Source organism: Mesorhizobium sp. B2-5-3 (assembly GCF_006441005.1).
GTDB lineage: Bacteria > Pseudomonadota > Alphaproteobacteria > Rhizobiales > Rhizobiaceae > Mesorhizobium.
Window position 1 is genome coordinate 615,170 of record NZ_VFUS01000001.1, and the last position, 26,144, is coordinate 641,313.

Consider the following 26,144-nt stretch of genomic DNA (forward strand, 5'->3'; position numbering starts at 1 on the left):
CCGTGGTTTCGTAGGCCGCGTCCTTGCGAGCCGGACAGATGTCGCGCGGCAAGGGCCGATTTCGACAGGTGCCGGAAAAAATCTTTCGGCCACGGTCGCGTCCCGCGCAAGCCGGGAGCTGTTTCCGCATCCATTCAACCGTTCGTCTAATGAATGCAATTGCGGGTTGGCATTTGCGGCCCGCCGTCTAAACTTGGCCGGTTCGCATCGAGGAGGTGGTGCGGCAGCCAATATTTCAGGGAGGAAACCGGATGTTCCATTTCAGAACGAAGTTCGTTGCGGCCGGCGCAATGGCGCTATCGCTTGGGCTCGGCATTGCCTCGGCCAGGGCACAGGAATTCATCAACGTGCTGACCGGCGGCACGTCGGGCGTCTACTACCCGCTCGGCGTGGCGCTGTCGGAAATCTACAGCAAGGGCATCGCAGGCGCCCGCACCCAGGTGCAGGCCACCAAGGCTTCGGTCGAGAACCTCAACCTGCTGCAGCAGGGCAAGGGCGAGATCGCCTTCGCGCTCGGCGATTCCGTCAAGATGGCCGCCGAAGGCAATGCCGAGGCCGGCTTCCCCGGCAAGCTCGACAAATTGCGCGGCATCGCCGCCATCTACCCCAACTATATCCAGATCGTCGCCAGCCAGGAATCCGGCATCAAGACGCTGGCCGACCTCAAGGGCAAGAGCCTGTCGGTCGGCGCGCCGGCCTCCGGCACCGAGCTCAACGCGCGTGCCATCTTTGCCGCCGCCGGCCTGAAATACGAGGATCTCGGCCGGGTCGAATACCTGCCCTTCGCCGAATCGGTCGAGCTGATCAAGAACCGCCAGCTCGATGCCACGCTGCAGTCGGCCGGCCTCGGGGTCGCCTCGATCCGCGATCTCGCCACCTCGGTGCCGATCAACGTCGTCGCGGTGCCGGCCGAGGATGTCGCCAAGATCGGCGCCCCCTATCTGTCGGTGGTTATCCCCAAGGGCACCTATGAGGGCCAGGCCGAGGACGTCGCGACCGCGGCCGTCGGCAATTTCCTCGTCACCCGCGCCGATGTTTCCGACGAGACGGCCTATCAGATGACCAAGCTGATGTTCGAGCATCTCGACCAACTAGCCGCCGCCCACGCCGCCGCCAAGGCGATCGACCCTGCCAAGGCGCTCGACGGCATGCCGGTGCCGCTGCATCCGGGCGCGGAACGCTATTACAAGGAGAAGGGGCTGCTGAAGTAGGCGAGGACTATCTGAGATGTCTTCGCACTGTCATTCGCTCATTTTGGAGTGCATCGGATGAGCGAAACAACGCATGGAACGACAGCCGACGGCAAATCCTCCACCTTCCATCTCCCCGTCGCCGAAGAGCAGGTCGAAGGCTTGCCGCCGGGCTTTGGCGAGGGCATCGCCGGCAAGGCTGCCTTCCTCATCGCCGTCGCCTTTTCCGTGTTCCAGATCTACGTCGCCGCCTATGGCAGCATCCCGAGCCAGGTGGTGCGGGCCATGCATGTCGGTTTCCTGCTGCTGCTCGGCTTTGGCCTGATCGCCAACCTGCGCGCCCGAAGCCTGCCGGCCAAGGCCGTGTTCTGGGCGTTCGGCGTGCTCGGCTTCGGCACCGGCCTCTACAATTGGGTGTTCTACACCGACCTCATCCGCCGCTCCGGTTTCCTCACCACGCCGGATCTTGTCGTCGGCGCGGTGCTGGTGGTGCTGGTCTTCGAGGCGGCCCGGCGGCTGATGGGACTGCCGCTGGCGATCATCGCTTTCATCTTTCTCGCCTATTGTTTCGTCGGCAACCATCTGCCGCCGCCCTTCATCCATCGCGGCTACGATTTCGCCCAGCTCGTCGACACTTTCGCCTACGGCACCGAAGGCATATACGGCACGCCGGTCTATGTCTCGGCCGCCTATATCTTCATCTTCGTCGTCTTCGCCGCCTTCCTCGAACGCGCCGGCATGATCGCGCTGTTCAACGATTTCGCGCTCGGCCTGGTCGGCTCGTGGCGCGGCGGCCCGGCGCAGGTCTGCGTTTTGTCCTCGGCGCTGATGGGCACCATCTCCGGCTCCGGCGTTGCCAATGTCGTGGCCAGCGGCCAGTTCACCATCCCGCTGATGAAGCGCTTCGGCTTCCGCTCGGCCTTCGCCGGCGCCGTCGAGGCGACCTCCTCGATGGGCGGCCAGATCATGCCGCCGGTGATGGGCGCGGTCGCCTTCATCATGGCCGAGACGCTGAACATCCCCTATGCCGAAGTGGTCAAGGCGGCGATCATCCCGGCGCTGCTCTATTTCGGCGCCTGTTTCTGGCAGGTGCATCTGGAAGCCGGCAAGGCCGGCCTGCACGGCATGGCCAAGGCCGAACTGCCCAATCCCTGGGATGCCGTGCGCCAGCACTGGCCGCTGGTGCTGCCGCTGGCGGCCCTCATCTATCTCCTGTTTGCCGGCTACACACCGATCTTCGCCGGCACGATGGGGCTGGCGCTGACCATCGTGCTCATCCTCGGCACCCCACTGGCGGCCCTGATCGGACCGCTCGCCTTCCGCGTCGTCTTCTGGCTGGCGCTCGGGCTTGCCGCCGCCTCGTTCATGCGCTTCGGCGTCAACATACTCGGCCTCGTCATCGCCGCTCTCGTCGTCGCCTGCTTCGCCTTCAAGGGCGGGCGCGAAACGCTGCGGATCTGCGTGGATTCACTTGCCGAAGGGGCTAAGAACGCGCTGCCGGTCGGCATCGCCTGCGCCATCGTCGGCATCGTCATCGGCACGCTGACGCTCACCGGCATCGCCTCCACTTTCATCGGCTGGATCATCTCCATCGGCCAGGACAATCTGTTCCTGTCCCTGGTGCTGACCATGCTCACCTGCCTGGTGCTTGGCATGGGCATCCCGACCATTCCCAACTACATCATCACCTCCTCGCTGGCCGGCCCGGCGCTGCTGTCGCTCGGCGTGCCGCTGGTGGTCAGCCACATGTTCGTCTTCTACTTCGGCATCATGGCCGATCTCACGCCGCCGGTGGCGCTGGCCGCCTTCGCGGCCGCCCCGATGGCCAGGGAAAGCGGCCTCAAGATCGGCATCCAGGCGACCAAGCTTGCCATTGCCGGCTTCGTCGTGCCGTTCATGGCGGTCTACACGCCGGCGCTCATGCTGCAGGATCCAGGCCCGATCGCCGCCCAGTTCGGCTACCCCGTCGAGGTCGCCTACATCGTCGTCAAGGCGTGCATGGGCATCGTGCTGTGGGGCGCCGCCGCCGTCGGCTTCCTTGCCAGGCGCATGGCGTGGTGGGAACGGCTCATCGCCTTCTGTGCCGGCGTGCTGCTGGTCGCGGCGATCCCGCTCACCGATGAGACAGGCTGGGCATTGTCGTTTGCCTGGATCGGCTGGCATTTCTGGCGTGCGCGGCGGGCGACGGCCCAAGCATGAGCCTGTGTATCCTTGCCGCCGGCAAGACGGTGACGCTGGCGGCCGCCGCCTTCACCCTCTCCTGGACGCATTCGGTGGAGCGCACGCGCTGGGAGGAACACTGGAAGGTGATGCCTTCCGGCCTGCAAGTCACCGAGGCGCGCATAAAGGGCTCGGGCGCCGGCATGGAACCACCGGAGGGCGCGGTGCTGCGAGACGGCTGGTGGGTCTATGCTCCGAAGGTCGGGCCGCAGCGAAGCCTTATGCTCGCCGCCTCCGGCGCGACCGGTGATGGTTGGACACTGTGCGCAGATCAGGGTTGCCGAGAACTCGGCAAGGTGGCCGGCGGCACGATCGTGCTGGAGCCGTGTGCTCCGGACGGCACGAGCCTGCCGCGGTAGCGCACTATCATCCCGGCTGGAGCCAGCGCCGTCGAAGACGGTCAGCGGATGGCTTGCATCGAAGGGTATTCAGAAGGACGGCTTGGACTGGGCCCGACTGGACTGGGGCCGACTGGGCTGGAGAAGGTCGCTTACGCGGGCCTCGGCGGCTCGTGTCCTGAGACATTAAGCCGGCGAAGGCGGTCTCAAAGCCGCGGCGATGTCGCACGCCGCCGATCGGCGAAGGTCGGGCGCTCGGCGCGATAGGTGGTGGCGCGCGACTCGACGTCAGGCCTGCAGATGCGGCTGTTGTGTCGGCTCTCGAAAGTCATGGTCAGTGCGCGCCCAGCGAGGTGCCGCGACGAGCGCAGGCCGGGCCCGGCCCGCGCATGTAGTAGCGCTCGGGCCGATAGGTCGGCGCGACGAATTCGCGGATGGCTGCGGCATAGCCGATGAGGTGCGTGAGGAAGTTCATTTTACCTGTCCCTGTCCCGACTTTCGGGTGTCCCTTCCGAATTGCGGAAATCATAGCGTCGAGGCGTGAATAGTCGGTGAACGCGATGTTAATTTCTGGTCGAAAACCCGTCGCTTCATGGCCGGAATGCGGCTGATTCGGGGTCTTTCCACGCCTTTTGTCGCCATTTCGGCGTGTGTGACTTTTGCATCACATATGTTTCGTTTGGATGTCGCCTGGGTGCGGTTGCGTTTCAGCTTTCGCCCTGGCGGGAGAATTTTCCTTGCTCGCCGCCGCAAGTCCGGAACCCGGCCTGGGACGAGACGTTGATTCTTCGAGCCGGCATGGCCGGCCCATGGGGCCGCCGACCTGCGGCCCCACGCTAACCCGCAACCGCAAGAGCAAAGGAAGGGCCGCAATCATGGGCTTCTTTTCGAAGGACATCAAAACCCTGGACGACCTCTTCGTGCACACGCTGCGCGACATCTATTATGCCGAAAAGCAGATCGAGAAGGCATTGCCGAAGATGATCGACAAGGCGACGGATCCGCAGCTGAAGGCCGGCTTCGAGAAACATCTCGAGCAGACCAGGGGCCATGTCGAGCGCGTCGAGCAGGTGTTCGAACTGCACGGCGTCAAGGCCAAGGAGGTCAACTGCCCGGCCATAGACGGCATCCTCGAGGAAGCCGACGACGTCAGCGGCGACGTCGACGACAAGGAGGTGCTGGATGCGGCGCTGATCGCCTCGGCGCAAGCGGTCGAGCACTATGAGATGACCCGCTATGGCACCTTGATCGCCTGGGCCAAGCAGCTTGGCCGCAGCGACTGCGCCAACGTGCTGGCCAAGAACCTCAAGGAAGAGCAGGCGACGGATCGCAAGCTGACCGAAATAGCGGAAAGCAAGATCAACCTGCAGGCCGCCGAATAGGGGCTGAAAGAGCCGGGGCCGGTGGCAATCGCGCCGGCCTTGGCTCGACCGGATTGGAACCGTTGGGGTCGTCGTCCGTTCCAGCCAGGTCTTTCTCTACAGGAAATCATCATGGCGCCGCGTCCCGCCTGGAGAGGCTATCTGAAGCTTTCGCTGGTCACCTGCGCCATCGAACTGACCAATGTCGTCACTCATGCCGAGAAGGTCTCTTTTCGCATCCTCAACCGCGAGACCGGCAACACGGTGAAGCGCGTCTATGTCGACGCCGAAACCGGCAAGCCGCTTGAGGATGGCGACGAGATAAAGGGCTACGAGGACGACGATGGCAAGTTCATCCACATCGAAGAGGACGAGATCGAGGCCATCCAGATCGAGTCCTCGCACACGATGAGCCTCGACGGCTTCGTCGACAAATCCTCCATCGAGCAGATCTATCTCGATACGCCCTATTACGTCGCGCCGGCCGACAAGGTCTCGCAGGACGCTTTCGCCGTCATCCGCGACGCGATGGCCGGCAAGAAGATGGCGGGCCTGGCGCGCATCGTGCTCTATCGGCGCGAACGTCCCGTGGTCATCGAACCGCTCGGCAAGGGCATGGTGCTGACGACGTTGCGATACGACAACACGGTGCGCCAGCCGGACACCGTCTTCGGCGACATCGAATCGGTAAAGACGGATCAGGAGATGACCGATCTGGCCGAGCTCATCATCGACAAGAAGAAGGCGAAGTTCGATCCCTCGAAATTCGAGGACAAGTATGAGGATGCGCTGCTCGAACTGATCCGCGCCAAGAAGGCGGGCCGCAAGGCGCCAAAGGCCAAGGCGGCGCCCAAGCCGTCCAACGTCGTCAATCTTTTCGACGCTCTGAAGAAGAGCCTTTCGTCGGACGGCGGATCGGGCGAACGCCGCGGCAAGGCCTCCGCGAAAGCCAAACCGGCGGTCAAACGCGGCAAGCCGAGAGAAGCCGCGCCCAAGCGCAAATCGGCGTGAGGACATCAAGGGATGGCCAGCCTCGAACAATATCACGCCAAGCGCGATTTCAGGAAAACCGCCGAACCCCCCGGCAAGGTCGCCCGCGGCAAGAAGAGCGAGGCCGGCGGCATCTTCGTCATCCACAAGCACGCCGCGACCAGGCTGCATTACGACCTGCGCCTCGAACATGCCGGTGTGCTGTGGAGCTGGGCGGTGACGCGCGGGCCCAGCCTCGATCCGCACGAGAAACGGCTCGCCGTGCATGTCGAGGACCATCCGATCGACTATGCGCCGTTCGAGGGCACCATTCCCAAGGGCGAATATGGCGCCGGCTCGGTCATCGTCTGGGACGAGGGCACATGGGTGCCCGAGGGCGATCCGGCCAAGGCGATGAAGAAGGGCCATATCAACTTCGAGCTCAACGGCCACAAGCTGCACGGCCGCTGGCACCTGGTGCGGCTGAGACCGCGCCCCGGCGAGAAGCGCGACAACTGGCTGCTGATCAAGTCGGACGATGGCGCGGCCCGGCCAGGCGAGGATATTCTGGAGGAAGCGCCGAAATCGGTGAAGTCGGGCCTGACGATCGAGGAGGTCGGGGCGGGCAAGGCCGCGAAAGGGGAGAAGGCGAAAGTCTGGCACTCCAACAAACCGGCCGCCGAAAAGGCGAAGGCCGGACACGCAAAGCGCCTCGACTTCATCGAGCCGCAACTGGCCACGCTCGAGCGGGAAGCGCCGCCGGGCGAGGACTGGCTGCATGAGGTCAAGTTCGACGGCTATCGCATGCAGGCGCAGATCGCCGGCACGGACGTGCGGCTGCTCACCCGCACCGGCCTCGACTGGACGAAGAAATTCGGCGACGCGATCGTCGCCGAGCTCGCCGGATTGAAATGCAGCGACGCCATCATCGACGGCGAGATCGTGGTGCTGGCCGACAGCGGCGTCTCTTCCTTCGCGCTTTTGCAGGCCGACCTGTCGGCGAAGCGCACGGATCGCTTCATCTACTACGTCTTCGACCTGATGCGGCTGAATGGGCGGGACCTGCGCCGCGAGCCGCTGGTCGAGCGCAAGCAGGCCTTGCAGGAATTGCTGGCCAGCCAGCCGGAGGATTCGGCGGTCCGCTTCAGCGACCATTTCGCCGAGCCCGGCAAGGTGATGCTCGAGCATGCCTGCCGCATGGGACTGGAAGGCGTCGTCTCCAAGCGCGCCGACGCGGTCTACCGAAGCGGGCGCGGGCCGTCCTGGGTGAAGTCGAAATGCACGCTGCGACAGGAGTTCGTCATCGCCGGCTACCTGCCGTCAGACAAGACCGGGCGCGGGCTGCGTTCGCTGCTGCTTGGCTATTTCGAGGCCGGCAAGCTGCACTATGCCGGCCGCGTCGGCACCGGCTTCTCGACCGGCGGCGCCAATGCCCTGAAGAAGAAGCTCGATGCGCTGCAAACGAAGTCGTCGCCCTTCGACAAGGCCGTGCCGAGGGGCAAGGGCCTGGTCTGGGTGAAGCCGGAGCTTGTCGGCGAAGTGGAGTTCCGCAGTTGGACCTCCGACCGTATAGTACGCCACGCCTCGTTCCAGGGGCTGCGCGAGGACAAGCCGGCGGAGGAAGTCGTGCAGGAAAAGCCGAAGGCACCGACAGGCAAAAGCACGGCCCGGGCCAAGCCGGCGTCAAGCGGCGCAACGCCGGCAAGGGCGGCAACCACCACGGTGAAGCTGTCCCACCCAGAAAAGCTGCTGTGGCCCGACGAAAAAATATCCAAGCAGGGGCTGCTCGATCATTACGCGCTGGTGTGGCCGCGCATGAAACAATTCGTGGTCAACCGCCCGCTCAGCCTGGTCAGGGCCCCTGATGGTGTCGGCGGCCAGCGCTTCTTCCAGAAGCATGCCTCGCCCGGCATGCATGACAAGATCGAGAAGACGAGGGATCCCACGGATGGCGAGGAAATCCTGTTCATCCGTGACTTCGACGGCATCGCGGCACTTGTCCAGCTCGGCGTGGTCGAGATCCACATCTGGGGTTGCACCATCGACGAGCTCGAACGTCCCGACCAGATCGTCTTCGATCTCGACCCCGATGAAGGCGTCGACGTGAAGGCGGTGCGGGCGGCGGCACTCGACATAAGAGGCAAGCTTGACGAGCTGTCGCTGCCCAATTTCGTCAAGACGTCGGGTGGCAAGGGCTTTCATGTCGTCGTGCCGCTGAAGCCGTCGGCCAACTGGGAGGAGGTGAAAGGCTTCGCCCATGATTTCGCGCGCGCGCTGGAACAGGGCGCGCCCGACCGCTACACCGCGACGCTGTCCAAGAAGGCGCGCACCGGCAAGATATTCGTCGACTATCTGCGCAATGGCAGCGGCGCGACCACGGTCGCGCCCTACTCGTCGCGGGCCAAGAAGGGTGCCACGGTGTCGATGCCGGTGACCTGGGCCGAGATCGAAGCCGGCCTGCCGCCGAACGCATTCCCCATCGGCGACAAGACGACGCTGAAGCAACTCGCGGAAGCCGATCCGTGGAAGGATTTCTTCAAGAAGGGGAAGGTGTTGAAGCGGGGGTAATCCTGCCCGCATTTGCAGCGCGGCGATCCTTCGCGCCTGTCCCGCCGACGAATCGATGCTGGCAACAGCGCCGATAGCTCAAGCCAAAAACACCTTCTCGAACGCCTGTTTGCCGGGCGGCGAAAAAATCACGGCGCGGCTGTCCTTCTCCCGGCGCGCCCATTTCTCGGTGAGGATCTTGTCGAGGATGGCGGCGCCCAGCGTGCCGGCGAGATGCGAGCGCCGTACGCTCCAGTCGAGGCAGGCGCGGCACACCGGCCGCCGGGCCTTTGCCTCCACATCGATGCCCATCGTCGCGAAATGCGAGGCGGCCGAAGGCGCCAAGCGGATTTCGCCGTGGTCTCGCAGCAGCAGTCTCCGGTCGATGAGGCGGTCGAGCATCGCCACCGCCTGCTCGCCGGCAAGATGATCGTAGCAGACGCGCGCCACGCGCATGGCCCCGTCGCGCGGGCCCGGCCGCACGCGCCTGGGGCCGATGGTTTCGGCGACGCCGGCGATGGCTTCGATCATTTCAGCCACCTGCGGCCCGGCGAGCCCGTAATAGCGATGCCGGCCCTGGCTTGCCACGGTCAGCAGCCCGCCTTCCATCAGTTTCGACAGATGCGAGGAGGCGGTCGGCATCGATACGCCGGCCTCGAGCGCCAGTTCGCTTGCCGTCAGCGCCGTGCCGCCCATCAGTGCGTTGAGCATGTTGGCGCGGGCCGGGTCGCCGATCAGGCTGGCGATGCGGGCAATGTCGGGTCCTTCGCGCATAGTTTCATCCCTATCGAAGCATTCTCGCCAGATAATCACTATCCTTCGCTGAGCTCAAGGAGCGCTGACGATGCTCCTGACAGGAAACTGCTTAGCACAACGGCGTAGGCGACGTTTCGACAGAGATCGAATTATCTGTGCGTCAACTCAGGGAGACCGAAATGACCATCACCTGCTTCATCCGCTACGAGATCGATCCGTTCGGCAAGGCCGCGTTCGAGGAATATGCCCGCAACTGGGGCCAGGCCATTCCGCGCTGCGGCGCCGACCTGATCGGCTACTACGCGCCGCATGAAGGCTCGGCCACGACCGCCTATGCGGCCTACAACATAGAAAGCCTGGCTGCCTATGAAGCCTATAGGGCCCGGCTTGCCGCCGACCCGGCCGGCAAGGCAAACTACGAATTCGCCCGCCGTGAAAAATTCATCCTCAAGGAGGACCGCATGTTCCTGAAACTGGCGTCCGGCCCGCACGCGAAGCTGGTGCTGCCGTGATCGCCGTCATCTTCGAGGTCGAGCCGGCCGCGGGCAGGCGCGATGCCTATCTGGACATCGCCGCGCAGTTGCGGCCGCTGCTTGAAGGCATCGATGGCTTCATCTCGGTCGAGCGCTTCCAGAGCCTCGCCAATCCGGACCGCATCCTGTCACTATCGTTCTGGCGCGACGAGGAAGCGGTGAAGGCCTGGCGCAACACGCAAGAACACCGGCAGGCCCAGCAGGCCGGGCGCGGCGGCATCTTTGCCGGCTACCGCCTGCGCATCGCGCACGTCGTGCGCGATTATGGCTTGAGTGAAAGGCAACAGGCGCCGGTGGATAGCCGGGCGGTGCACGGGTAATCGGCAGGTCCTTCCCCCTATGCGTTCCCGATCAGCACGCCCGCCGCGAACACCAGCGCGCCGCCGAGCACCACCTGGAAGGCCGCGCGCAGGAAGGGTGTCTGCATGTAGCGGTTCTGGACGAAGGCGATGGCCCAGAGTTCGAAGAACACCACCACGGCGGCAACCGCTGTCGCCGTCCAGAAATGCGGGATCAGGTAGGGCAGCGCATGGCCGAGGCCGCCGAGCGTCGTCATGATGCCCACGGTCAGGCCGCGCTTGACCGGCGAACCCCGACCCGACAGCTTGCCGTCGTCGGAGGCGACCTCGGTGAAGCCCATCGAGATGCCGGCGCCGATCGAGGCGGCGAGGCCGACGAGAAGCGTCTGCCACGTGTCATGCGTGGCAAAGGCGGCGGCGAAGATCGGCGCCAGCGTCGATACCGAGCCGTCCATCAGTCCGGCCAGTCCCGGCTGCACATAGGTGAGGATGAACTGGCGCTGCTCGGCCGTGGCCTCCTCGACCTTCACGGTGCCCGGCACGTGCTGCTGCTCCAGCCGCTGCGCCATGCTCTCATGGCTCTGTTCCGCCGCCGCCAGTTCGTCGAGCAGCTTTCTGGTCGAGGCATCGGTGGTGCGCCTGGCCGCCTCGACATAGAACAGGTAGGCCTGCCGCTCCATCGCCTCGGCCTGGCGGCGTACCTGCTCGATGCCGAGCGGCTTGACCAGCCAGTCGGGCTTGCGCTCGTAATAGCCCTTCACATGCTCGCGCCGGATCAGCGGAATGCGCTCGCCGAAACGCCTGCGGAAAAGCTCGATCAGCGCGTCGCGATGACCGTCCTCCTCCTCGGCCATGTCCTCGAACATCTTGGCCGATTGCGGAAAATCCTCCGCCAGCCCATCCGCATAGGCGCGATAGATGCGCCCGTCGTCTTCTTCCGACGAGATGGCAAGCGCCAGGATCTCCTGTTCGGAGAGCGAATCGAAGGAGCGGCGGCCGAAGCTGAAAACACGGGAAAGCATGAGGAAATCACCCTAGTTTAGAATTGTTCTAAACTAAAGTTTGCTGCCGCATCGGTCAATCGTGCGTCTGGGCGGCAGTCAAGATTTGTTGAAGCAGCCATCCGGCGCCGGCCCTTCATTATCGGCAAATGTTCACTTATATGACGGAACTCAAGCCAACAACCGAGGAAGCCGCCGATGACTGCAAAGCCGCACGCCCATCACTTCGACCCGAAACCCGTCCTCGACCTCATAGCCAGCATCGAGGCCGATCTGCAGCGCCTGAAAGGTCTGGTCGAGCAGCAGATCGAGAAGTTCGATCCCGCCAACCCGCACAACAAGACCCTCGACGGCAAGCTGACCGAGGAAGGCGTCGAGTGCTGCTACCGCATGTTCGACGAAGGCAAGTCGCGCTATTCGGTCTCCCAGCAGATGAAGATTTCCTTTGCCGCCGCCACCCATCGCTTCAATGCCTGGCGCAAGGCCGGCGGCAACAAGCGGCAGCGGACGTTGTTGGGGTGAGGGTTGAACTGGACGGACCGGCAGGCAGGTGACTGCCAGCACTGCCGGCCGTCGTGATCCCAAACCTTGTGACGGTTACATTTTTTTGTTGGCCTCGCGCGGCCCTTTGCGTGCACCATGGCCGGACCACATCTTACAGGACCCGCCATGACCACGCCTCCCGGCATCGCCGATATCCACGCCGCCGCCGCCCGGCTCTCCGGCCTTATCGTCGAGACGCCGCTGATCGAATCGCCCGAGCTCAACAGCCGCTTCGGCGGCCGCATCCTGTTCAAGCCGGAAACGCTGCAGCGTACCGGCTCGTTCAAGTTCCGCGGCGCCTACAACAAGCTGTCCTCGCTATCGGCCGAGGAGCGTGGCCGCGGCGTGGTCGCCTTTTCCTCGGGCAATCATGCGCAAGGCGTTGCCGCTTCCGCCGCCATGTTCGGGGTCAGGGCGGTCATCGCCATGCCGTCGGACGCACCGGCCATGAAGATCGGCAATGTCCGCAAGATGGGCGCCGAAGTGGTCGCCTTCGATCGCGTCCGCGAAGACCGCGTGGCCGTGGTTCGGCCTTACGTGGAGAAGGGCATGGTCCTGGTGCCGCCCTATGACGATCCCGCCATCATCGCCGGCCAGGGCACGATCGGCCTCGAACTGCTGCGTCAGGCCAAGGCGCTTGGCGTGAGCCTCGACGCCGTCATCGTTCCCTGTGGCGGCGGCGGGCTGAGCAGCGGGATTTCGATCGCGGTCAAGGACGGTTCGCCCGCCACCGCCGTCTGGGCGGCAGAGCCGGAATTTTTCGACGACACCAGCCGGTCGCTGGCCAAGGGCACCAGGGTAGCGAATGAGCCCGGCCACACCTCGATCTGCGATTCACTTCTCGTCGCCGAGCCGGGCGCGCTCACCTTCGAGATCAATCGCAGGACGCTGGCCGGCGGCATTGCCGTCTCGGAGGAGGCGACGAAGCAGGCCATGCGCGACGCCATGGCCCATCTCAAGCTGGTCGTGGAGCCCGGCGGCTGCGTCGGGCTGGCGGCGCTCTCGTCGGGCAGGATCGACTTGGCAGGCAAATGTGTGGCCGTGGTGCTCTCTGGCGGCAATGTCGATTTCGACGCCTATGCCAAGATCATGGCTGCTGCCGCCTGACGCCCGCCCCGCGTGGCAGGGCGGGCAGCCTTTGTTGTTTCGCAATTCCGGATGGAAACCGCTGCGCACTTTTCCTGGAATTTGCCCCAGTGCCGTCAGTCGATAACCTTCACGATGCGACGGGTTCCGGGATCGACGAGGACGGTCTGACCGTTGACGACGACATAGCGGTACTGCACATCAGGAACATCGATCGCATGCAGCTCCACAGTGTCCGGCAAGGTCGAGCCGATGGCCAGCTGGACGCCCAGCAGGTCGACCGAGGCGATCGGCTTCTTGTGCACATATTCGCGGATGACGGTCTCCTGCTGCGGCTCGATGATCACGTCCTGAGCGGCGGCGGCACCGATTCCGGCCGCAAGCAGAAGCCCGGCCGCGGTGGCGGAAAGATACAGTCTCATCATTGCCTCCATTGCTGGTCGATAGAGCGCAATACAGTTGCAAGTCTGCGCTCTATCTCGTTGTTTTGACGGCATTCCGCCTCCCGCCAGATGATCCGGCCGGACTTCGGGGTGCCAAAGGCTTCGCTTGCACTGAGGGGGCCGTCTTGGCCCGCAAGTGGCAGCGGCGAGGCTGATCGACAACGCCGGGGCAGAAGCATGGTTCCAACGGGAGGGTCCAGGTTCGATGGAACCCTGGACCGCCCCAGCGGCTGTTTTCAGTCCAGCGTGCGGCGGAAGCGGACAAGGGCGACGCCGGCAAACAGCGCCACGAACACCACCAGCCAGCCGATCTCCACGGCCACCGCCGGCAGCTGCGCGCCCTTCAGCATGACGGCACGGGTAATGCGCAGGAAATGCGTGAGTGGAAAGATCTCGCCAAAGATCTGTGCCCAGCCCGGCATGCCGCGATAGGGAAACATGAAACCCGAAAGCATGATCGACGGCAGGAAGAAGAAGAAGGTGAGCTGCAAGGCCTGCATCTGCGTGCGCGCAACGGTCGAGATCGTGTAGCCGAGCAGCACCAGGGACAGCACGAACACCAGCACCGCCGACAAGAGCAGCGTCATCGACCCCGTAAAGGGGATGGCGAACAGAAGCTTCGACGCCGCCAGCACCACCACGACCTGAACCGCGCCGACCGCCAGATAGGGCAGCACCTTGCCCAGCATGATCTCGAGCGGGCTCGACGGCATGGCGAGCAGGTTCTCCATCGTGCCGCGCTCTGTCTCGCGCGTCAGCGCGATCGAGGTCATCATCACCATCGTCATCTGCAGGATGACGCCGAGCAGGCCGGGGACGATGTTGTATTGCGAGATGCCCTCCGGATTGTAGCGCCGGTGCACGACCACATCGAGCTGGCCCCGGGCGGCCTCGGCGGCGGCCTCCTGCATGCCTTGCGCTCTGAGCAGCGCCTGGCCGGCGACGGTGCTGAGCGTCGAGATGGCGCCGCTGGCAACCGCCGGGTCGGTGGCGTCGGCCTCGATCAGGATCTGCGGATTGTCGCCGCGCTCCACCCGCCGCGCGAAATCGGCCGGAATGGTGACGACGAAGGCGACGTCGCCGCGCGCCATCAGGAATTCGGCCTCCTCGGCACTTTGCGCCACATGGTCGAAACGGTAGTAGCCGGTGGTCTGCAGCGCCGAGACCATGGCGCGCGTATAGGGATCGCTGCTCGTCGCCACGAGTGCCGCCGGCAGGCTCTTCGGGTCGTTGTTGATGGCGTAGCCGAACAGCACCAGCTGTATCAGCGGCACGCCCAGCATCATGGCGAAGGTGATGCGGTCGCGGCGCATCTGGATGAACTCCTTGATCAGCAGCGCGCCGAGCCGGGCGAAGGAGAAGACCGCGTTCATGCCATGTTGTCCTTCGAGCCGGACATGAACTGGATGAAGACGTCCTCGAGGCTGGTTTCGCCCGGCGCAACCGTCACGCCCTTGTGTTCCTGCTCGACATCGGCCAGCGCCGTCTCCAGCTTCTTCCTGTCGGCTCCCACGACATGCAGCGTCGCGCCGAACGGCGCCACCTGGTCGACGCCCGGCCGGCCTTCGAGCGCTTGCGCCACCTGGTCGAGGCGCGGGCCCTGCAGGACGAAAGTGGTCAGGCCGGCATTCCTGACCACCTCGGCGACGGTGCCCGTCGCCAGCATCTTGCCGTAGGAGATATAGCTGATGCGATGGCACCGCTCGGCCTCGTCCATGTAGTGGGTGGAGACCAGCACGGTCAGCCCGCCGCTCGCCAGCCGGTGGATCTCGTCCCAGAACTCGCGCCGCGCCTTGGGGTCGACGCCGGCCGTCGGCTCGTCGAGCAGAAGCAGCTTGGGCTTGTGCATGATGCAAGCGGCTAGCGCCAGCCGCTGCTTCCAGCCGCCCGACAGCGTCCCGGCGAGCTGGTTGCGGCGTGTCGTCAGACCGAGTTCCTCCAAGGTCCTGGCGACATGCTCCTCGACCGGCTTCAACCGGTAGAGCCGCGCCACGAATTCGAGGTTCTCGCCGATCGTCAGATCCTCGTAGAACGAGAATTTCTGCGTCATGTAGCCGACCTCGCGCTTGATGCGCAGGCTGTCGGTGAGGATGTCGAAACCCAGCACCGTGCCTTCGCCCTCGTCCGGGGTCAGCAGGCCGCACATGATGCGGATGGTGGTGGTCTTGCCCGAGCCGTTGGGGCCGAGGAAGCCGACGATCTCGCCTTCCGCCACCGTCATCGTGACATTGTCGACGACGGTCTTGTCGCCGAAGCGCTTGACCAGTCCGTGCACGTCGATGACGTTCATTTCCCTGAAACCGCCAGCTCGACGTCGACGATCTGGCCCGGCTGCAAGGCGCCGGCGCTGCCCTCCGGCCGCGCCTCGACGAGGTAGACCAGCTTCTGCCGGTTCTCCAGCGAATAGATCACCGGCGGGGTGAATTCCGGATCGGGCGAGACATAGCTGACGCGCGCCTTCACATCCGGGCCGCAGCCGTCGCAATGGACGCGGAGCAAGGTGCCGACCTTGACCGAGGAGAAGGCGGCTTCCGGTATATAGACGCTGAGCTTCACCGCGCCGTCGGGCAGCACGGAGATGACGGGCGCGGTCGGACCTGCCGTGTCGCCCGGATTGCGAATGACGTCGCTGACGCGGCCCGGAGAAGGGGCCGCCAGGGTGCGCTTGGATAGCCGCCACGCCGCTTGGTCGAGCGCGGCCTGTGCCTGCTTGACCTGACTTTCGGCGGCCTTGATCGTCTCGGGACGCGCCGGCAGGCCGCCCGCGGCGAGATTGGCCTGCGCCTGTCCGACCTGCGCGTTGGCCGTCTCCAGCGTGGCCGAGGCGGTGTCGTAGTCGGCCTGCGTGCCGGTGCCGCGCTTGAAGAGGTCGGCAGCGCGGTCGTATTTGCGTCTGGCATCGTCAGCCTGCGCCTTGGCCATGTCGACCTGGGCCTTGAGGGCGGCGATTTCTTCCGGCCGCTTGCCTACCTGCAGATCGGCAAGCTGCGCCTGCGCCTGGGCGAGACTTGCCGTGGCCTGTGCGACCGCGATTTTCGCGTCGGCGTTTTCCAGCGTCACGATCGTGGTGCCCGATGTGACGCGATCGCCGCGCTTGACCGCGACGGTCTCGACCTGCGCCACCTCGATCGGCGCCAGCAGCACATAGTCGCCTTCGACATAGCCGACGGCCAGCGGAGAAGCCGGTGCGCAGGCGCCGAAGAGTTGAGCGGCAAGCGGCAGCGAACAAAGAAAGCTCATCGTCTCGATCCCTTCCGGGCGGCCAGTATGGCGCTGAGGTTGTCCGATGTGACGGCCGCCACCTTGGCGGCCTCGGCGGCGCCGATCTCGCGCCAGCCCATGCGGCGCATGACCGCCTCGCGGCCGATGCGGAAATAGATGACCTGTCCGATCAGCGTGAACACGGTGAGCCGGGTCGCCTCGCTCTCGGCCGCCTCGCCGGTCGCCTGTTCCCAAAGCAGGCACAGGCGCCGATGCGTCGGCTCGAACACGCCGTCATAGATGCGGTCGAGCGCCGCGGTCGGGTGCGAGAGCTCGCGCAGCACGAACTGCACGATCTCACCGGCCTGCGGCTGCGCCACGACGAAGCCCACCATCCGCTCCAGCGCCGCGAACAGCTGCGCGCGCGCCGTCTCGGGGTTCGCGATTGCCGACGCCCCCGCCTCGCCGAGTGCCTGGCCGGCGACCGATTGTATGGTGTCCACGATATGGTCGGCGGCGGCGAGGCGCAGCCCCTCCTTGCTGCCGAAGTGATAGGCAATGGAACCGATATTGGCCTTGGCCTCCGCCGCGATCTCGCGCGTGGAGGTGCCGTCGAAGCCTTGTCGTCCGAACAGCTTGAGCGCCGCGCGGACCAGCGCTTCACGCGTCATCTCCGCGGCGGGCGGCTCGCGGCGAGGAGTTCGGGCTTCGGGCGGTTTGATCATGCGGCAGACTTTAATCAATCGATTGATTAAAGTCAAATCCGATCCCGGACATGGCTTGCCATGCCGGCCCGCGCGGGCTTTAGTGCGCGGCCATGGGCAAGGAAGTCGAGCGCAAGTTCCTGGTCTCCGGCACGGCATGGCGGGATCTGGTCGAGGCGGACATCCGCATCCTCCAGTTCTATCTCGCCGCCGCGCCGGGACGCACGGTGCGCGTGCGCATCAGTGACGGCGCCTCGGCCAGGTTGACGCTCAAATTCGGCAGCAAGGCGCGCGAGCGCGACGAATTCGAATATCCCATTCCGCTGGCCGACGCCGTGGAGATGCTCGGCTTCGCCATCGGGCGTGTCATCGAGAAGACACGTCATCATGTTAGGCATGGCGGCTATCTCTATGAAGTCGATGTCTTTGGCGGCGCGCTGGCGGGGCTTGTGATGGCCGAACTCGAGACACCGGACGATGTCCCGGACGAAATGCTGCCAGACTGGCTCGGCCGCGAAGTGACTGGCGAACAGAAATTCTACAACGCGTCGCTCGCCCTCGGGGGGATTCCGGAGATCGCCGCATGAGCTTTCGCATCGATCCGCGCCTGCCGCTGACCGGCGAGGTCAGGCGTATCCTGGCCGAGGAAATCGGCAAGGCGCTTGCTCATCTCGACATGGCGCGTGACAGGCCGGAACAGGGACTGCACAAATCCCGCAAACGACTGAAGAGCGTGCGTGCCTTGTTACGTCTGGTTCGTTCCGGCGGCGAAACATTCTGCCGCACGGAGAATGAATGTTACAGGCAGGTCTCGGCGTTGCTCGCCGGACCGCGCGAGGTGACCGCCTTGATCGAGACGATCGACCGCCTGGCCGACGCCTTTCCGGGGCAAAGCGCCGGTCACGGCCTCGGCCCCGCCCGCGATCGCCTGGTGATGCGCCAGCACGCGCTTCATGCCGGCGCCGGTCTCGATGCGGCCATAAAAGCTGCCATCGCCGCCTGCCAGGAGGGCCTCGAACGCGTCGGCAGGCTGTCCTTGCCGGACCAGCCGGAGCAGGCCGCCGACATTCTGGCGGAGGGCGCCCGCGCCATATTGCGGCGCGCGCGCAAAGCGCTGGACAAGGCGGCCTCGAGCGGCGGGGCCGAGGATTTCCACGACTTGCGCAAGGCGGCCAAGACCCACAGCATGCATCTGTCGCTGCTCGGCCGCCTGTGGCCGACGCCAATCAAGGCTCGTCGCAAGGCGGTCGACAAGCTCGCGGAGCAACTCGGCGAACTGCACGACGTCTTCGTCATGCGCGCGATGCTGGAGGCCGGCGGCGAGCCGCTTGGGCCGCCCGGGGATACGAAACTCCTTGGCAAACTCCTGAAGCGTTCCGAAAAGAGCCTGAGGAAGTCCTGCCTTGCCGAGGCGGCCGAACTGTTCGGCGACAGTCCCAGGCGCTCGACGAAGAAGCTGGCCCGCAAGGCGCGCGACGATCTTGCCGGCGCCCCGCCCGCGGAGGAATTGGCGGCGAGGTGACGTGACGGCATTAATCGCCGGTCATGCGGGCATTCGCCGTGTTTGGCTCGCGGGGAGGGAGCTGGCCCTCCATTCGCGCACCGGCATCCGCACCGACGGCAAGTCGATCCTCTATGCCCCGCTGATGAACGAGGGCGAAGTCGCGGCGCTGAAGCTCGATTGAGAAGCCAGATATTCCGAGCGGACTCACGAGAGTCTTTGCCACATGGGCCGGGCGGATCTAAAACCAGCCGCCATGAGAATGGTCGTCCGCCGCCCGCTCGCCCGCTCGGACCTGCCGCACGATACGGCCGCTCTCGCGCGCTATCTCATCGGCAAGATCGTGGTCCGGGAATTGCCCGAAGGCATTGCCAGCGGTCGCATCGTCGAGACCGAGGCGTATGTCGCCGGCGATGCTGCCGGGCACGGCTTCAGGGGAATGACCCCGCGCAATCGCTCGCTGTTCCTCGAGCGCGGGCATGCCTATGTCTATCTCGCCTACGGCATCTCATACATGCTGAATGTCTCGAGCGAGATGCCCGGCATCGGAACCGGCGTCCTGATCAGGGCACTCGAGCCGCTCGACGGCATTTCGATCATGCGGCTCAATCGCGGCATCGAGCGCCTGCGTGACCTGGCGCGAGGACCGGGAAGGCTCGCCATGGCGTTGCGGATCGACCGTTCGCTCGACGGGCTCGATCTTTGCCGGGAAGGCCCTCTATGGCTTGCAAGCGATGGCCGCGACCCCGGCGAAATCGGGCAGGGCGTTCGGATCGGCATTTCGAAGGATGCCGACCGCCTGCTGCGATTTTACGTCCGGGGAAGTCCGTTTGTCAGCGGTTCACGATCGCTCAACCCATGAGAGGTGCTTCCCGGCGCGTTGAAAGGAAGAAGAATGCAAGCTACTGCGCTGCCCTTTTTCCCTCCAACTGCGCCTGCGCTGCCCGGATCGAGGCGGCGTAGGTCACCAGCGGGCGCTTGAGGCCGTGGTTGATCAGCGTGCGTCTTGTCTGCGGCGAAGCGCCAGATATGACAAAGCGCACGCCGGCGCGTCTGGCCTTGTGCGCCGCACCCTCGATGACATTGGCCGCGGTCGAATCGAAGAACGGCACCGCCGAGCAGTCGAGGATGAAGTTCTTGCGCTGGTCGGCGATGCGGTCGAGCACCGCGCCGACGGTCGAAGCGGCGCCGAAGAAGAATGCGCCGGAGATGCGGTAGACGACGGTGTCGGCGTCGGTCGCGTCCCTGGAATCATAGACGCTCTCGCGGTCGGCGACGTCCTCAGGCACCAGCGTCTGGTCGGCCTCGACGGCGATGGATTTCGCCATGCGGTCGATGAACAGGATCGAGCCCAGCGCGAAGCCGACAACGATGCCTTCGGTCAAGTCACGGAAGACCACGATCAGGAAGGTGGCCATCAGCACCAGCGCATCGCCGCGCGAGGCGCGCAGCAGCGTGGCGAAAGCCTGCTTCTCGAACATGTTCCAGCACACCACCGCCAGCACGCCGGCGAGGGCGGAGAGCGGGATGTAGCTGGCCAGCGGTGCTGCCGCCAGCATCAGGAAGAGCAGGATCATGGAGTGGACCATGCCCGAAACCGGCCCGTGCGCGCCGGCCCGCACATTGGTGGCGGTACGGGCAATGGTGCCGGTGGTGCAGATGCCGCCGAACAGGGCCGAGGCGATGTTGGCGAAGCCTTGCGCCACCAGTTCGCAGTTGGAACGGTGCCGGCGGCCGGTCATGCCGTCGGCGACGACGGCCGACAGCAAGGATTCGATGGCGCCCAGCAACGCGAAGGCGATGGCGTCCGGCAGCACGTCGATCATCCTGTCGAGGCTGACGGGGGGAAGCGCCGGCCATTGCAGGCTGCGCGGGATCCCGCCAAAGCGCGTGCCGATCGTCTCGGCCGGCAGCGCAAACAGCGCCACCGCGAGCGACGCCAGACCGATGGCGATCAACATCGCCGGCCATTTCGGCCGCCAGCGCTTCAGGAAAGCGATGGTTGCGATTGTCAGCACCGCCACGAAGGTCGCCGCGAGATTGATCGTGCCGGCCGCCTCGCCGATCGCCGTCAGCTTTGACACCAGCGGGCCTGGCTCCTTGCCGGCGAGCTTCAGCCCGAACAGTTCGACGATCTGGCCCGAGAAGATGATGACGGCGATACCGGCGGTAAAGCCGACCGTCACCGGATAGGGAATGAACTTTATGTAGGTGCCGAGCCGCAGATAGCCGATGGCGATGAGGAAGATGCCGGCCATCATCGTCGCCAGCAACAGCCCGTCCACGCCGACCCGCGCGACCGTCGCCGCCACCAGCACGATGAAGGCGCCCGCGGGGCCGCCGATCTGGAAACGGCTGCCGCCGAACGCCGAGATGATGAAGCCGCCGATGATCGATGTGTAGAGCCCGCGCTCCGGCGTCACCCCGGATGCGATGGCGATTGCCATCGACAGCGGCAAGGCGACGATGGCGACGGTCAGCCCGGCGATGGCATCGGCCCTGAGATGTTCGAGCCTGTAGCCTTCGCGCCAGACCGTCACCAGTTTCGGTGTGAACAGTTCGGAAAAAGTCGGCTTTGCCGGCCCATGGGTCGGTTTGCGCGCGGTTTCGTTGAGTGTCTGCCCGATCTCGTCCATGGACTGCTTCCGCACCTGAAAGGCGGCGGGATCGTCGGCAGGACTGTCGGCGGTCGCCGTCGCGACTTATGCCGGCTCAGCTTTCGGATTGGGCGGCACGGCAGGCTTGAGGCGCACGCCCCGGCCGCCGCGCTCACTGGGTTGATTCTCGCCGATCAGCTCCACCCCGGCCTCGTCGAGGGCCTGGATGACCTTCATCAGCGTATCGACCACGCCCCTGACCACGCCGTCGCTCGCTTCCATGCGCTGGATGGTGGGAAGCGAAACGCCGGCGCGCTCGGCGAGCGCCTTCTGATCGATGCCGGCCAGCGCCCTCGCGGCGCGCATCTGCGCGGCAGTGATCATCGGCCGGGATCCCCGTCTGAGTCTGCGGATATGATGTATAATACGATCATTATGATGTTTCAAGCATCAGGATGTACGCTTGAGCCTTGATCATCATCGCTATCGAGCATTTTTCGGATACTTCCCGAGCATTGAGAGCTATGGTGTTCCATCTGGGGCAGGGGATAACGTGGTTGACCATTTTCAAGACATTGACGACATCGGCATGCCTGGTATCGGTGGTCCTTCTGCTAACCGGCTGCGGACACTTGATCAACCGGCTGATCTGACCGCTTCCCGGTCGAGCGTCGTCAGACGTCGTCACGCACCACCCTGCGCCGTTGCAGGACCCTTGCCGCCAACCAGCACAGCATGGCCCAGGCAAAGCCCGCGCACCAGCCGGCCAGCACGTCCGACGGCCAGTGGACGCCGAGATAGATGCGGCTGATGCCGACCAGCACCGTCGTCATCACGGCGAGCGCCAGAACATAAATCTTCGTCGTCCGGCCCTGCAGGAAGCGCGCCGCAAGCGAGCCCAATGTGAGATAGGTCACCGCCGAAAGCATCGCGTGGCCGCTCGGGAAGGAAAGCGAGGTCTCGTTGACCAGATGCGAGACGAGCTCGGGCCGCGGCCGGTCGACGCCGAGCTTCAGCAGGCTCGACAGCATCTGGCCGCCCGCCACGGCGACGAAGATGAGAAGCGCGGTCCCGGGCCTGCGGATCAACAGCAGATAGATGATCGTCGCCGCCGTGATCAGCACCAGCACGCTGGTGCTGCCGAGGCTGGTGATGTCGCGCATCGCCCCTTCCATCCATGACGGGCCGATCGGGATACCGGGTTGGCCGGCCTGGCGGAAGGCAAGCATGATTTCAGCGTCGAAGGCGTGCGGCGTGGTGGCCCGTGCCACCTCCATCAACTCCACGAAGCCCCACAGGCCGGCGGCGACGACAAGGCCGGCCAGCAGCACCGGGAATTCGACCCGGCTCAGCAGAGCCTTTGCCGCAGTCTTCATCGAACCTCGTTTCGCAACCATGGTTTGCCGGTCATCGCCCTTGCACATAGGGCCCGAGCGTGATCAGCGCCACGGCGGCAATCGCCAGCACGATGCCGGCCGCCTGCAGCGTATTGATGCGCTCGCCGAAGAATATCAGCGCCACCAGATTGACCGATACCAGCTGGATGACCGCCGACAGGCTGAACGACACCGACATGCCGAACTCGCGAATCAGCCGCAGCATGATCAGGTTGCCCAGCGAATAGAGCGCAAGCGTCAGCACGATCTTGCCCAGGCTGGGCGCCATCCCCCATTGCTTGGCGGCCGCCGCCGCCAGCAGAAAGATCACGGTCGAAAGACCGAGCTGAAGTAACCCCGAAAAACTCACGCTGCCCTCGATATTGATGCCGGTCGTCCGTGCCTTGTTTCGCAAGCGCGTCGCGACGTCAAGCAACTGCCGTGGGACCAGGCTCTTGTGTCGGCAGGACCGAAGCGCCAAAGTCGCGGCCACTACCCTGCCCCTGCGGGTGGGGGCGAGGAGCGTGGCGTGCGATTTCTCGAAACCTTGTCGCGGCGCTGGAACGGGCTTACGCTGGCGCTGCAGTTCATCATTGCCGGCGGCTTCGGGCTGCTTGCGGTGATGCTGGTGGTCGGCTTCTGGGTCACCGCGCAAATCCGCGAAAGCGTGCTCCACAATTCGGCGGCCACGACTGCCCTTTATGTCGACAGCGTGATCGCTCCGCTGCTCCCCGATCTGCGCACGAACCATCAGCTCGATGACGCCGTCAAACGGGCGCTTGACGAGACCCTCGGCCAAGGCGCGCTCGGCAAACGGCTGTTTTCCTTCAAGTTGTGGCGTCGGGACGGCACGGTGCTGTATTCGAAGGACACGGCCTTGATCGGCCGGCAGTTCGGCCCGAGCGCCAACCTGCGTGCCGCCTTCGCCGGTAATGTCGTCGCCGAGTTCAACGAGCTAGGCGACGAGGACGACAAGGAGGAGAGGGCCGCGGGCGTGCCGCTGCTGGAAATCTACAATCCAGTCCGCGAACCCTGGTCGGGCGAGGTGGTCGCCGTCACCGAATTCTACGAGATCGCCGACGATTTCCAGGCGGCTCTGGCTTCCGCCTTGCTGTCGAGCTGGCTGATCGTGGCCGGCGCCACGCTGACGGCGCTGCTGCTGTTGTCGGGGATCGTCATACGTGGCAGCCGCACCATCGACAAGCAGCGCGGCGTTCTGCAGGGTCAGGTCTCCGAGCTGCAGGCGCTGGTTTCGCAAAACCGGGCGCTGCGCCTGCGCGTCCAGCAGGCGTCGCGCCGTGCCACGGCGCTCAATGAACGATACTTGCGTCGCATCGGCGCCGACCTTCACGACGGGCCGGCTCAGCTCGTCGCGCTGGCGGCGCTGCGTGTGGACAGCCCCGCCATTTCCGGCGAGGGTGCCTCCAGCGACAGCCGCAACGCCGAGATCGCCATGATCCGCATGGCGCTGGACGACGCGATGCGTGAAATCCGCGGCATCTGCAACGGCCTCGTCCTGCCGCAGATAGAAACGGCCGCGACCGGCGACATTCTGCGTCTTGCCGTCGACGAGCATCAACGCAGGACCCGCAGTTCCGTGGCGCTGACCCTATCCAGGCAGTTGCCCGAACTGGGCGCTTCGGAGAAGATCAGCATCTATCGCTTCGTCCAGGAGGGGCTGAACAACGCTTATCGTCATGGGCAGGGCAAGGATCAGGAGGTGAAGGCCGGGATGACAGGCGGCAAGTTCTTCGTTGAAGTGTCGGATGGCGGGCCCGGATTCGACCCGAGGCGAGCCGAGGGCCTGGGGCTCGCCGGCATCAGGGAACGTATCGAAAGCATTGGTGGCCAGTTCGAGACCACGACCGGGCCACAGGGAACACGATTGATGATTACGCTAGCCGTCGAGGATCAACCATGATCGGTACCATCCGTGTCGCCATTGTCGACGACCACCCGCTGTTTCGCGAAGGCGTTACCCGCAGCCTGTCGGAGATCGGCGGCTTCGAAATGGTGGCCCAGGGCGCCACTGCGCAGGATGCCGAACGCATCGCCTCGACTTTGCAGCCCGACATATTGCTGCTCGACATCAGCATGCCGGGTGACGGCCTTGCGTCGGTGGCCGGCATACTGGGTGCCAATCCCGGACAGAAGATCGTCATGCTGACGGTCTCGGAGGCCAATGCCGACGTGGCGCGGGCGCTGAACGCCGGTGTGCGCGGCTATGTGCTGAAGGGGGTCGGCTCGCGCATGCTGGCCGAAATCCTGAATGGTGTAGCGGCCGGCGAGACCTATGTGTCGCCGACCCTGTCGGCCCGCCTGCTTTCGGACCTGCAATCGCTGCAGCCGGCCAACGGCAGGACGGATCGTCTGCGTCAGCTCACCGGACGCGAGGCCGAGATCCTGCAGCTGGTGGCGGAAGGGCTGAGCAACAAGGAAGTGGCGCTGCGGCTGGCACTGCAGGAAAAAACGGTCAAGCATCACATGACCGGTGTGCTGTCCAAGCTCAACGTCCGCAATCGCACCGAGGCGGCGCTGCTGATGCGCGAAGCGCGGGATCGGGCCGGCAGCTAATCCTGGTCGGCCGCAAGGGATCCCCGGTTTGGGATAACGACACGCATAAATGAAAACCTGAAGCGCGGTGCAGCAGCGGAACGCTCCAGGGCAAAAAAGACGGCCCCTATACGGGGCCGGAGCGACAAGGTCACCTCCGCCGGGGGGCGGCGGAGGTGACACGTAAAGCGGGCGATGCCTATTGCCCGCTCTACAACCCCTTGAGGCGGCTTATATCCGCCGCCGTCGCAGGGCGCTCGACGATCGTGCGGCCCAGAGCGTCGGTCATTTTGAAGCGACCCTTCTCGATCTCTTCCCCGAAGCCGTTAGGGTGCTGCACCACGATCTTGTTGTCGTCTATTTCGACACGATCGCCGGTTGTTGCGTTCACATGCTTGCCGGAGCTGTTGGCACCCTTCCCCTTGCCGTTGTTGCCGCCGCCATTGTTCCCGTTGCCGCCAGCGTTGCCATTGTTGCCTCCGGCGTTGCCATTGTTGCCGCCGCCGTTATTTCCATTGCCGCCATTGCCGCCATTGCCGTTACCGCCACCACCGCCATTGCCGCTGTTCCCGCCAGGCTTGGCTTGGGCGCTGGACGCGACAATGCCTGCGGCGGAACCGTGAAAATCGAGGTGATAGGGGGCTATGGTCAGCGCCAGTGCCGGCACTGCTCTCAGGGCCAGCCAGCAACAATGAGCCATGATCGAGCTGCGCATCAGTCCCTCACTTGATCGGACCGGCAAAATTCAGAGGCCATCTCGTGCAGGTACGCGACCATCGGCGACATGGCGTGTTCGTGTAAGTGGCCCACGACCGATGCCGCGGCAATCCGGACCTTCGCCCCGATCGGTTTAGGACCTTGGTCCGAGTTTCAAACCGGATGTGGCGCGAGGTTCGCGGTCAAGCTGGCGGGTGCACGAATGTCAC

Annotated in this window: 29 protein-coding genes; 16 read left to right on the forward strand and 13 right to left on the reverse strand. The window is 64.9% G+C overall.

Annotated features, from left to right (window positions below; genetic code table 11):
- Positions 1–251: 251 nt before the first annotated feature.
- From FJ867_RS03250 to FJ867_RS03260, 3 genes are read left to right on the forward strand one after another with little or no spacing between them, the layout of a single operon-like run.
- Entirely contained in the window at positions 252–1,211 is a 960-nt protein-coding gene (locus tag FJ867_RS03250; protein ID WP_140514134.1) for a TAXI family TRAP transporter solute-binding subunit, read from the forward strand.
- A gap of 57 nt (positions 1,212–1,268) precedes the next feature.
- The gene (locus FJ867_RS03255; protein WP_140524415.1) at positions 1,269–3,389 is read left to right on the forward strand and encodes a TRAP transporter permease; all 2,121 of its coding nucleotides are present in this window, start codon (positions 1,269–1,271) and stop codon (positions 3,387–3,389) included.
- Positions 3,386–3,769 (forward strand): DUF1850 domain-containing protein, encoded by a 384-nt coding sequence (locus tag FJ867_RS03260; protein WP_140524413.1) that lies wholly within the window; start codon positions 3,386–3,388, stop codon positions 3,767–3,769. Before FJ867_RS03255 ends, FJ867_RS03260 begins: the two co-directional genes overlap by 4 nt.
- A gap of 313 nt (positions 3,770–4,082) precedes the next feature.
- Here FJ867_RS03260 and FJ867_RS03265 read toward each other — a convergent pair whose 3' ends face one another.
- Entirely contained in the window at positions 4,083–4,223 is a 141-nt protein-coding gene (locus tag FJ867_RS03265) for a hypothetical protein (RefSeq protein ID WP_013892047.1), read from the reverse strand.
- Between the two features lie 400 nt (positions 4,224–4,623).
- Here FJ867_RS03265 and FJ867_RS03270 point away from each other — a divergent pair, with 400 nt between their 5' ends.
- The 3 genes from FJ867_RS03270 to ligD all read left to right on the forward strand — a co-directional run bounded on the left by FJ867_RS03270 (position 4,624) and on the right by ligD (position 8,646).
- A complete protein-coding gene (locus FJ867_RS03270) occupies positions 4,624–5,130 on the forward strand; it encodes a ferritin-like domain-containing protein (RefSeq protein WP_140491790.1) in 507 nt (168 codons plus the stop codon).
- 111 nt (positions 5,131–5,241) lie between these two features.
- Positions 5,242–6,120 (forward strand): Ku protein, encoded by an 879-nt coding sequence (locus FJ867_RS03275; RefSeq protein ID WP_140563823.1) that lies wholly within the window; start codon positions 5,242–5,244, stop codon positions 6,118–6,120.
- Between the two features lie 12 nt (positions 6,121–6,132).
- Positions 6,133–8,646 carry a DNA ligase D gene (gene ligD / locus FJ867_RS03280; RefSeq protein WP_140816518.1) on the forward strand — a complete coding sequence of 838 codons (2,514 nt, stop codon included), beginning with the start codon at positions 6,133–6,135 and terminating at the stop codon, positions 8,644–8,646.
- A 78-nt stretch (positions 8,647–8,724) separates the two neighbouring features.
- Here ligD and FJ867_RS03285 read toward each other — a convergent pair whose 3' ends face one another.
- Positions 8,725–9,399 (reverse strand): winged helix-turn-helix domain-containing protein, encoded by a 675-nt coding sequence (locus FJ867_RS03285; RefSeq protein WP_140563819.1) that lies wholly within the window; start codon positions 9,397–9,399, stop codon positions 8,725–8,727.
- A gap of 161 nt (positions 9,400–9,560) precedes the next feature.
- On the opposite strand from FJ867_RS03285, the gene FJ867_RS03290 reads away from it, so the two are divergent.
- Together FJ867_RS03290 and FJ867_RS03295 are read left to right on the forward strand one after the other, a co-directional pair.
- The gene (locus FJ867_RS03290) at positions 9,561–9,893 is read left to right on the forward strand and encodes an NIPSNAP family protein (protein ID WP_140491782.1); all 333 of its coding nucleotides are present in this window, start codon (positions 9,561–9,563) and stop codon (positions 9,891–9,893) included.
- Positions 9,890–10,234 carry an antibiotic biosynthesis monooxygenase gene (locus tag FJ867_RS03295; protein WP_140816520.1) on the forward strand — a complete coding sequence of 115 codons (345 nt, stop codon included), beginning with the start codon at positions 9,890–9,892 and terminating at the stop codon, positions 10,232–10,234. The genes FJ867_RS03290 and FJ867_RS03295 overlap by 4 nt, the downstream gene beginning before the upstream one ends.
- Positions 10,235–10,251: 17 nt before the next feature.
- Here the strand turns inward: FJ867_RS03295 and mbfA are convergent, their stop codons facing one another.
- Positions 10,252–11,235, reverse strand: a complete 984-nt coding sequence (gene mbfA / locus FJ867_RS03300) for an iron exporter MbfA (protein WP_140685324.1) — start codon at positions 11,233–11,235, stop codon at positions 10,252–10,254.
- 177 nt (positions 11,236–11,412) lie between these two features.
- Here mbfA and FJ867_RS03305 point away from each other — a divergent pair, with 177 nt between their 5' ends.
- Both FJ867_RS03305 and FJ867_RS03310 read left to right on the forward strand, forming a co-directional pair.
- On the forward strand, positions 11,413–11,736 hold the full coding sequence (locus tag FJ867_RS03305) for a hypothetical protein (RefSeq protein WP_140491777.1): 324 nt from the start codon (positions 11,413–11,415) through the stop codon (positions 11,734–11,736).
- Positions 11,737–11,883: 147 nt separating this feature from the next.
- Positions 11,884–12,864, forward strand: a complete 981-nt coding sequence (locus FJ867_RS03310; protein WP_140491775.1) for a threonine/serine dehydratase — start codon at positions 11,884–11,886, stop codon at positions 12,862–12,864.
- A 95-nt stretch (positions 12,865–12,959) separates the two neighbouring features.
- On the opposite strand, the gene FJ867_RS03315 is transcribed toward FJ867_RS03310, so the two are convergent.
- From FJ867_RS03315 to FJ867_RS03335, 5 genes are all read right to left on the reverse strand, one after another.
- Positions 12,960–13,265 carry a DUF1236 domain-containing protein gene (locus FJ867_RS03315; protein ID WP_140491773.1) on the reverse strand — a complete coding sequence of 102 codons (306 nt, stop codon included), beginning with the start codon at positions 13,263–13,265 and terminating at the stop codon, positions 12,960–12,962.
- Between the two features lie 257 nt (positions 13,266–13,522).
- Entirely contained in the window at positions 13,523–14,659 is a 1,137-nt protein-coding gene (locus FJ867_RS03320) for an ABC transporter permease (RefSeq protein ID WP_140559144.1), read from the reverse strand.
- Positions 14,656–15,576: an ABC transporter ATP-binding protein gene (locus FJ867_RS03325; RefSeq protein ID WP_140816522.1), complete on the reverse strand. Its 921-nt coding sequence runs from the start codon at positions 15,574–15,576 to the stop codon at positions 14,656–14,658. Before FJ867_RS03325 ends, FJ867_RS03320 begins: the two co-directional genes overlap by 4 nt.
- Positions 15,573–16,526 carry an HlyD family efflux transporter periplasmic adaptor subunit gene (locus FJ867_RS03330; protein ID WP_140625296.1) on the reverse strand — a complete coding sequence of 318 codons (954 nt, stop codon included), beginning with the start codon at positions 16,524–16,526 and terminating at the stop codon, positions 15,573–15,575. Before FJ867_RS03330 ends, FJ867_RS03325 begins: the two co-directional genes overlap by 4 nt.
- Entirely contained in the window at positions 16,523–17,212 is a 690-nt protein-coding gene (locus FJ867_RS03335) for a CerR family C-terminal domain-containing protein (protein WP_140816524.1), read from the reverse strand. The genes FJ867_RS03330 and FJ867_RS03335 overlap by 4 nt, the downstream gene beginning before the upstream one ends.
- Positions 17,213–17,304: 92 nt before the next feature.
- Here FJ867_RS03335 and FJ867_RS03340 point away from each other — a divergent pair, with 92 nt between their 5' ends.
- From FJ867_RS03340 to FJ867_RS03350, 4 genes are all read left to right on the forward strand, one after another.
- On the forward strand, positions 17,305–17,778 hold the full coding sequence (locus FJ867_RS03340) for a CYTH domain-containing protein (protein WP_140625294.1): 474 nt from the start codon (positions 17,305–17,307) through the stop codon (positions 17,776–17,778).
- Positions 17,775–18,713 carry a CHAD domain-containing protein gene (locus FJ867_RS03345; RefSeq protein WP_140816526.1) on the forward strand — a complete coding sequence of 313 codons (939 nt, stop codon included), beginning with the start codon at positions 17,775–17,777 and terminating at the stop codon, positions 18,711–18,713. Before FJ867_RS03340 ends, FJ867_RS03345 begins: the two co-directional genes overlap by 4 nt.
- A 1-nt stretch (position 18,714) precedes the next feature.
- Complete coding sequence (locus FJ867_RS28640) at positions 18,715–18,876, forward strand: hypothetical protein (RefSeq protein WP_181168317.1); 162 nt, start codon at positions 18,715–18,717, stop codon at positions 18,874–18,876.
- Positions 18,877–18,954: 78 nt separating this feature from the next.
- On the forward strand, positions 18,955–19,554 hold the full coding sequence (locus FJ867_RS03350) for a DNA-3-methyladenine glycosylase (RefSeq protein ID WP_140816663.1): 600 nt from the start codon (positions 18,955–18,957) through the stop codon (positions 19,552–19,554).
- A gap of 40 nt (positions 19,555–19,594) precedes the next feature.
- Here FJ867_RS03350 and FJ867_RS03355 read toward each other — a convergent pair whose 3' ends face one another.
- The 4 genes from FJ867_RS03355 to FJ867_RS03370 form a co-directional block, all read right to left on the reverse strand.
- Positions 19,595–21,328, reverse strand: coding sequence for a SulP family inorganic anion transporter (locus FJ867_RS03355; RefSeq protein WP_140816528.1), 1,734 nt, complete (start codon positions 21,326–21,328; stop codon positions 19,595–19,597).
- 66 nt (positions 21,329–21,394) lie between these two features.
- Positions 21,395–21,673, reverse strand: a complete 279-nt coding sequence (locus FJ867_RS03360; protein WP_140816530.1) for a helix-turn-helix transcriptional regulator — start codon at positions 21,671–21,673, stop codon at positions 21,395–21,397.
- A 290-nt stretch (positions 21,674–21,963) separates the two neighbouring features.
- On the reverse strand, positions 21,964–22,665 hold the full coding sequence (locus tag FJ867_RS03365; protein ID WP_140816532.1) for a phosphatase PAP2 family protein: 702 nt from the start codon (positions 22,663–22,665) through the stop codon (positions 21,964–21,966).
- Between the two features lie 31 nt (positions 22,666–22,696).
- Complete coding sequence (locus FJ867_RS03370; protein ID WP_140493450.1) at positions 22,697–23,035, reverse strand: hypothetical protein; 339 nt, start codon at positions 23,033–23,035, stop codon at positions 22,697–22,699.
- Positions 23,036–23,194: 159 nt separating this feature from the next.
- On the opposite strand from FJ867_RS03370, the gene FJ867_RS03375 reads away from it, so the two are divergent.
- Together FJ867_RS03375 and FJ867_RS03380 are read left to right on the forward strand one after the other, a co-directional pair.
- Entirely contained in the window at positions 23,195–24,586 is a 1,392-nt protein-coding gene (locus FJ867_RS03375) for a sensor histidine kinase (RefSeq protein ID WP_140491753.1), read from the forward strand.
- Positions 24,583–25,239 carry a response regulator transcription factor gene (locus FJ867_RS03380; protein ID WP_140524397.1) on the forward strand — a complete coding sequence of 219 codons (657 nt, stop codon included), beginning with the start codon at positions 24,583–24,585 and terminating at the stop codon, positions 25,237–25,239. The genes FJ867_RS03375 and FJ867_RS03380 overlap by 4 nt, the downstream gene beginning before the upstream one ends.
- Positions 25,240–25,429: 190 nt before the next feature.
- On the opposite strand, the gene FJ867_RS28645 is transcribed toward FJ867_RS03380, so the two are convergent.
- Entirely contained in the window at positions 25,430–25,885 is a 456-nt protein-coding gene (locus FJ867_RS28645; protein WP_348640496.1) for a hypothetical protein, read from the reverse strand.
- Positions 25,886–26,144 lie beyond the last annotated feature (259 nt).

What these genes read in the sequence shown, in the direction of transcription:
- FJ867_RS03250 (WP_140514134.1), top strand. Translation starts at nt 252, where the DNA reads ATGTTCCATTTCAGAACGAAGTTCGTTGCGGCCGGCGCAATGGCGCTA.
- FJ867_RS03255 (WP_140524415.1), top strand. Translation starts at nt 1,269, where the DNA reads ATGAGCGAAACAACGCATGGAACGACAGCCGACGGCAAATCCTCCACC.
- FJ867_RS03260 (WP_140524413.1), top strand. Translation starts at nt 3,386, where the DNA reads ATGAGCCTGTGTATCCTTGCCGCCGGCAAGACGGTGACGCTGGCGGCC.
- FJ867_RS03265 (WP_013892047.1), bottom strand. Translation starts at nt 4,223, where the DNA reads ATGAACTTCCTCACGCACCTCATCGGCTATGCCGCAGCCATCCGCGAA.
- FJ867_RS03270 (WP_140491790.1), top strand. Translation starts at nt 4,624, where the DNA reads ATGGGCTTCTTTTCGAAGGACATCAAAACCCTGGACGACCTCTTCGTG.
- FJ867_RS03275 (WP_140563823.1), top strand. Translation starts at nt 5,242, where the DNA reads ATGGCGCCGCGTCCCGCCTGGAGAGGCTATCTGAAGCTTTCGCTGGTC.
- ligD (WP_140816518.1), top strand. Translation starts at nt 6,133, where the DNA reads ATGGCCAGCCTCGAACAATATCACGCCAAGCGCGATTTCAGGAAAACC.
- FJ867_RS03285 (WP_140563819.1), bottom strand. Translation starts at nt 9,399, where the DNA reads ATGCGCGAAGGACCCGACATTGCCCGCATCGCCAGCCTGATCGGCGAC.
- FJ867_RS03290 (WP_140491782.1), top strand. Translation starts at nt 9,561, where the DNA reads ATGACCATCACCTGCTTCATCCGCTACGAGATCGATCCGTTCGGCAAG.
- mbfA (WP_140685324.1), bottom strand. Translation starts at nt 11,235, where the DNA reads ATGCTTTCCCGTGTTTTCAGCTTCGGCCGCCGCTCCTTCGATTCGCTC.
- FJ867_RS03305 (WP_140491777.1), top strand. Translation starts at nt 11,413, where the DNA reads ATGACTGCAAAGCCGCACGCCCATCACTTCGACCCGAAACCCGTCCTC.
- FJ867_RS03310 (WP_140491775.1), top strand. Translation starts at nt 11,884, where the DNA reads ATGACCACGCCTCCCGGCATCGCCGATATCCACGCCGCCGCCGCCCGG.
- FJ867_RS03315 (WP_140491773.1), bottom strand. Translation starts at nt 13,265, where the DNA reads ATGAGACTGTATCTTTCCGCCACCGCGGCCGGGCTTCTGCTTGCGGCC.
- FJ867_RS03320 (WP_140559144.1), bottom strand. Translation starts at nt 14,659, where the DNA reads ATGAACGCGGTCTTCTCCTTCGCCCGGCTCGGCGCGCTGCTGATCAAG.
- FJ867_RS03325 (WP_140816522.1), bottom strand. Translation starts at nt 15,576, where the DNA reads ATGAACGTCATCGACGTGCACGGACTGGTCAAGCGCTTCGGCGACAAG.
- FJ867_RS03330 (WP_140625296.1), bottom strand. Translation starts at nt 16,526, where the DNA reads ATGAGCTTTCTTTGTTCGCTGCCGCTTGCCGCTCAACTCTTCGGCGCC.
- FJ867_RS03335 (WP_140816524.1), bottom strand. Translation starts at nt 17,212, where the DNA reads ATGATCAAACCGCCCGAAGCCCGAACTCCTCGCCGCGAGCCGCCCGCC.
- FJ867_RS03340 (WP_140625294.1), top strand. Translation starts at nt 17,305, where the DNA reads ATGGGCAAGGAAGTCGAGCGCAAGTTCCTGGTCTCCGGCACGGCATGG.
- FJ867_RS03345 (WP_140816526.1), top strand. Translation starts at nt 17,775, where the DNA reads ATGAGCTTTCGCATCGATCCGCGCCTGCCGCTGACCGGCGAGGTCAGG.
- FJ867_RS03350 (WP_140816663.1), top strand. Translation starts at nt 18,955, where the DNA reads ATGGTCGTCCGCCGCCCGCTCGCCCGCTCGGACCTGCCGCACGATACG.
- FJ867_RS03355 (WP_140816528.1), bottom strand. Translation starts at nt 21,328, where the DNA reads ATGGACGAGATCGGGCAGACACTCAACGAAACCGCGCGCAAACCGACC.
- FJ867_RS03360 (WP_140816530.1), bottom strand. Translation starts at nt 21,673, where the DNA reads ATGATCACTGCCGCGCAGATGCGCGCCGCGAGGGCGCTGGCCGGCATC.
- FJ867_RS03365 (WP_140816532.1), bottom strand. Translation starts at nt 22,665, where the DNA reads ATGAAGACTGCGGCAAAGGCTCTGCTGAGCCGGGTCGAATTCCCGGTG.
- FJ867_RS03380 (WP_140524397.1), top strand. Translation starts at nt 24,583, where the DNA reads ATGATCGGTACCATCCGTGTCGCCATTGTCGACGACCACCCGCTGTTT.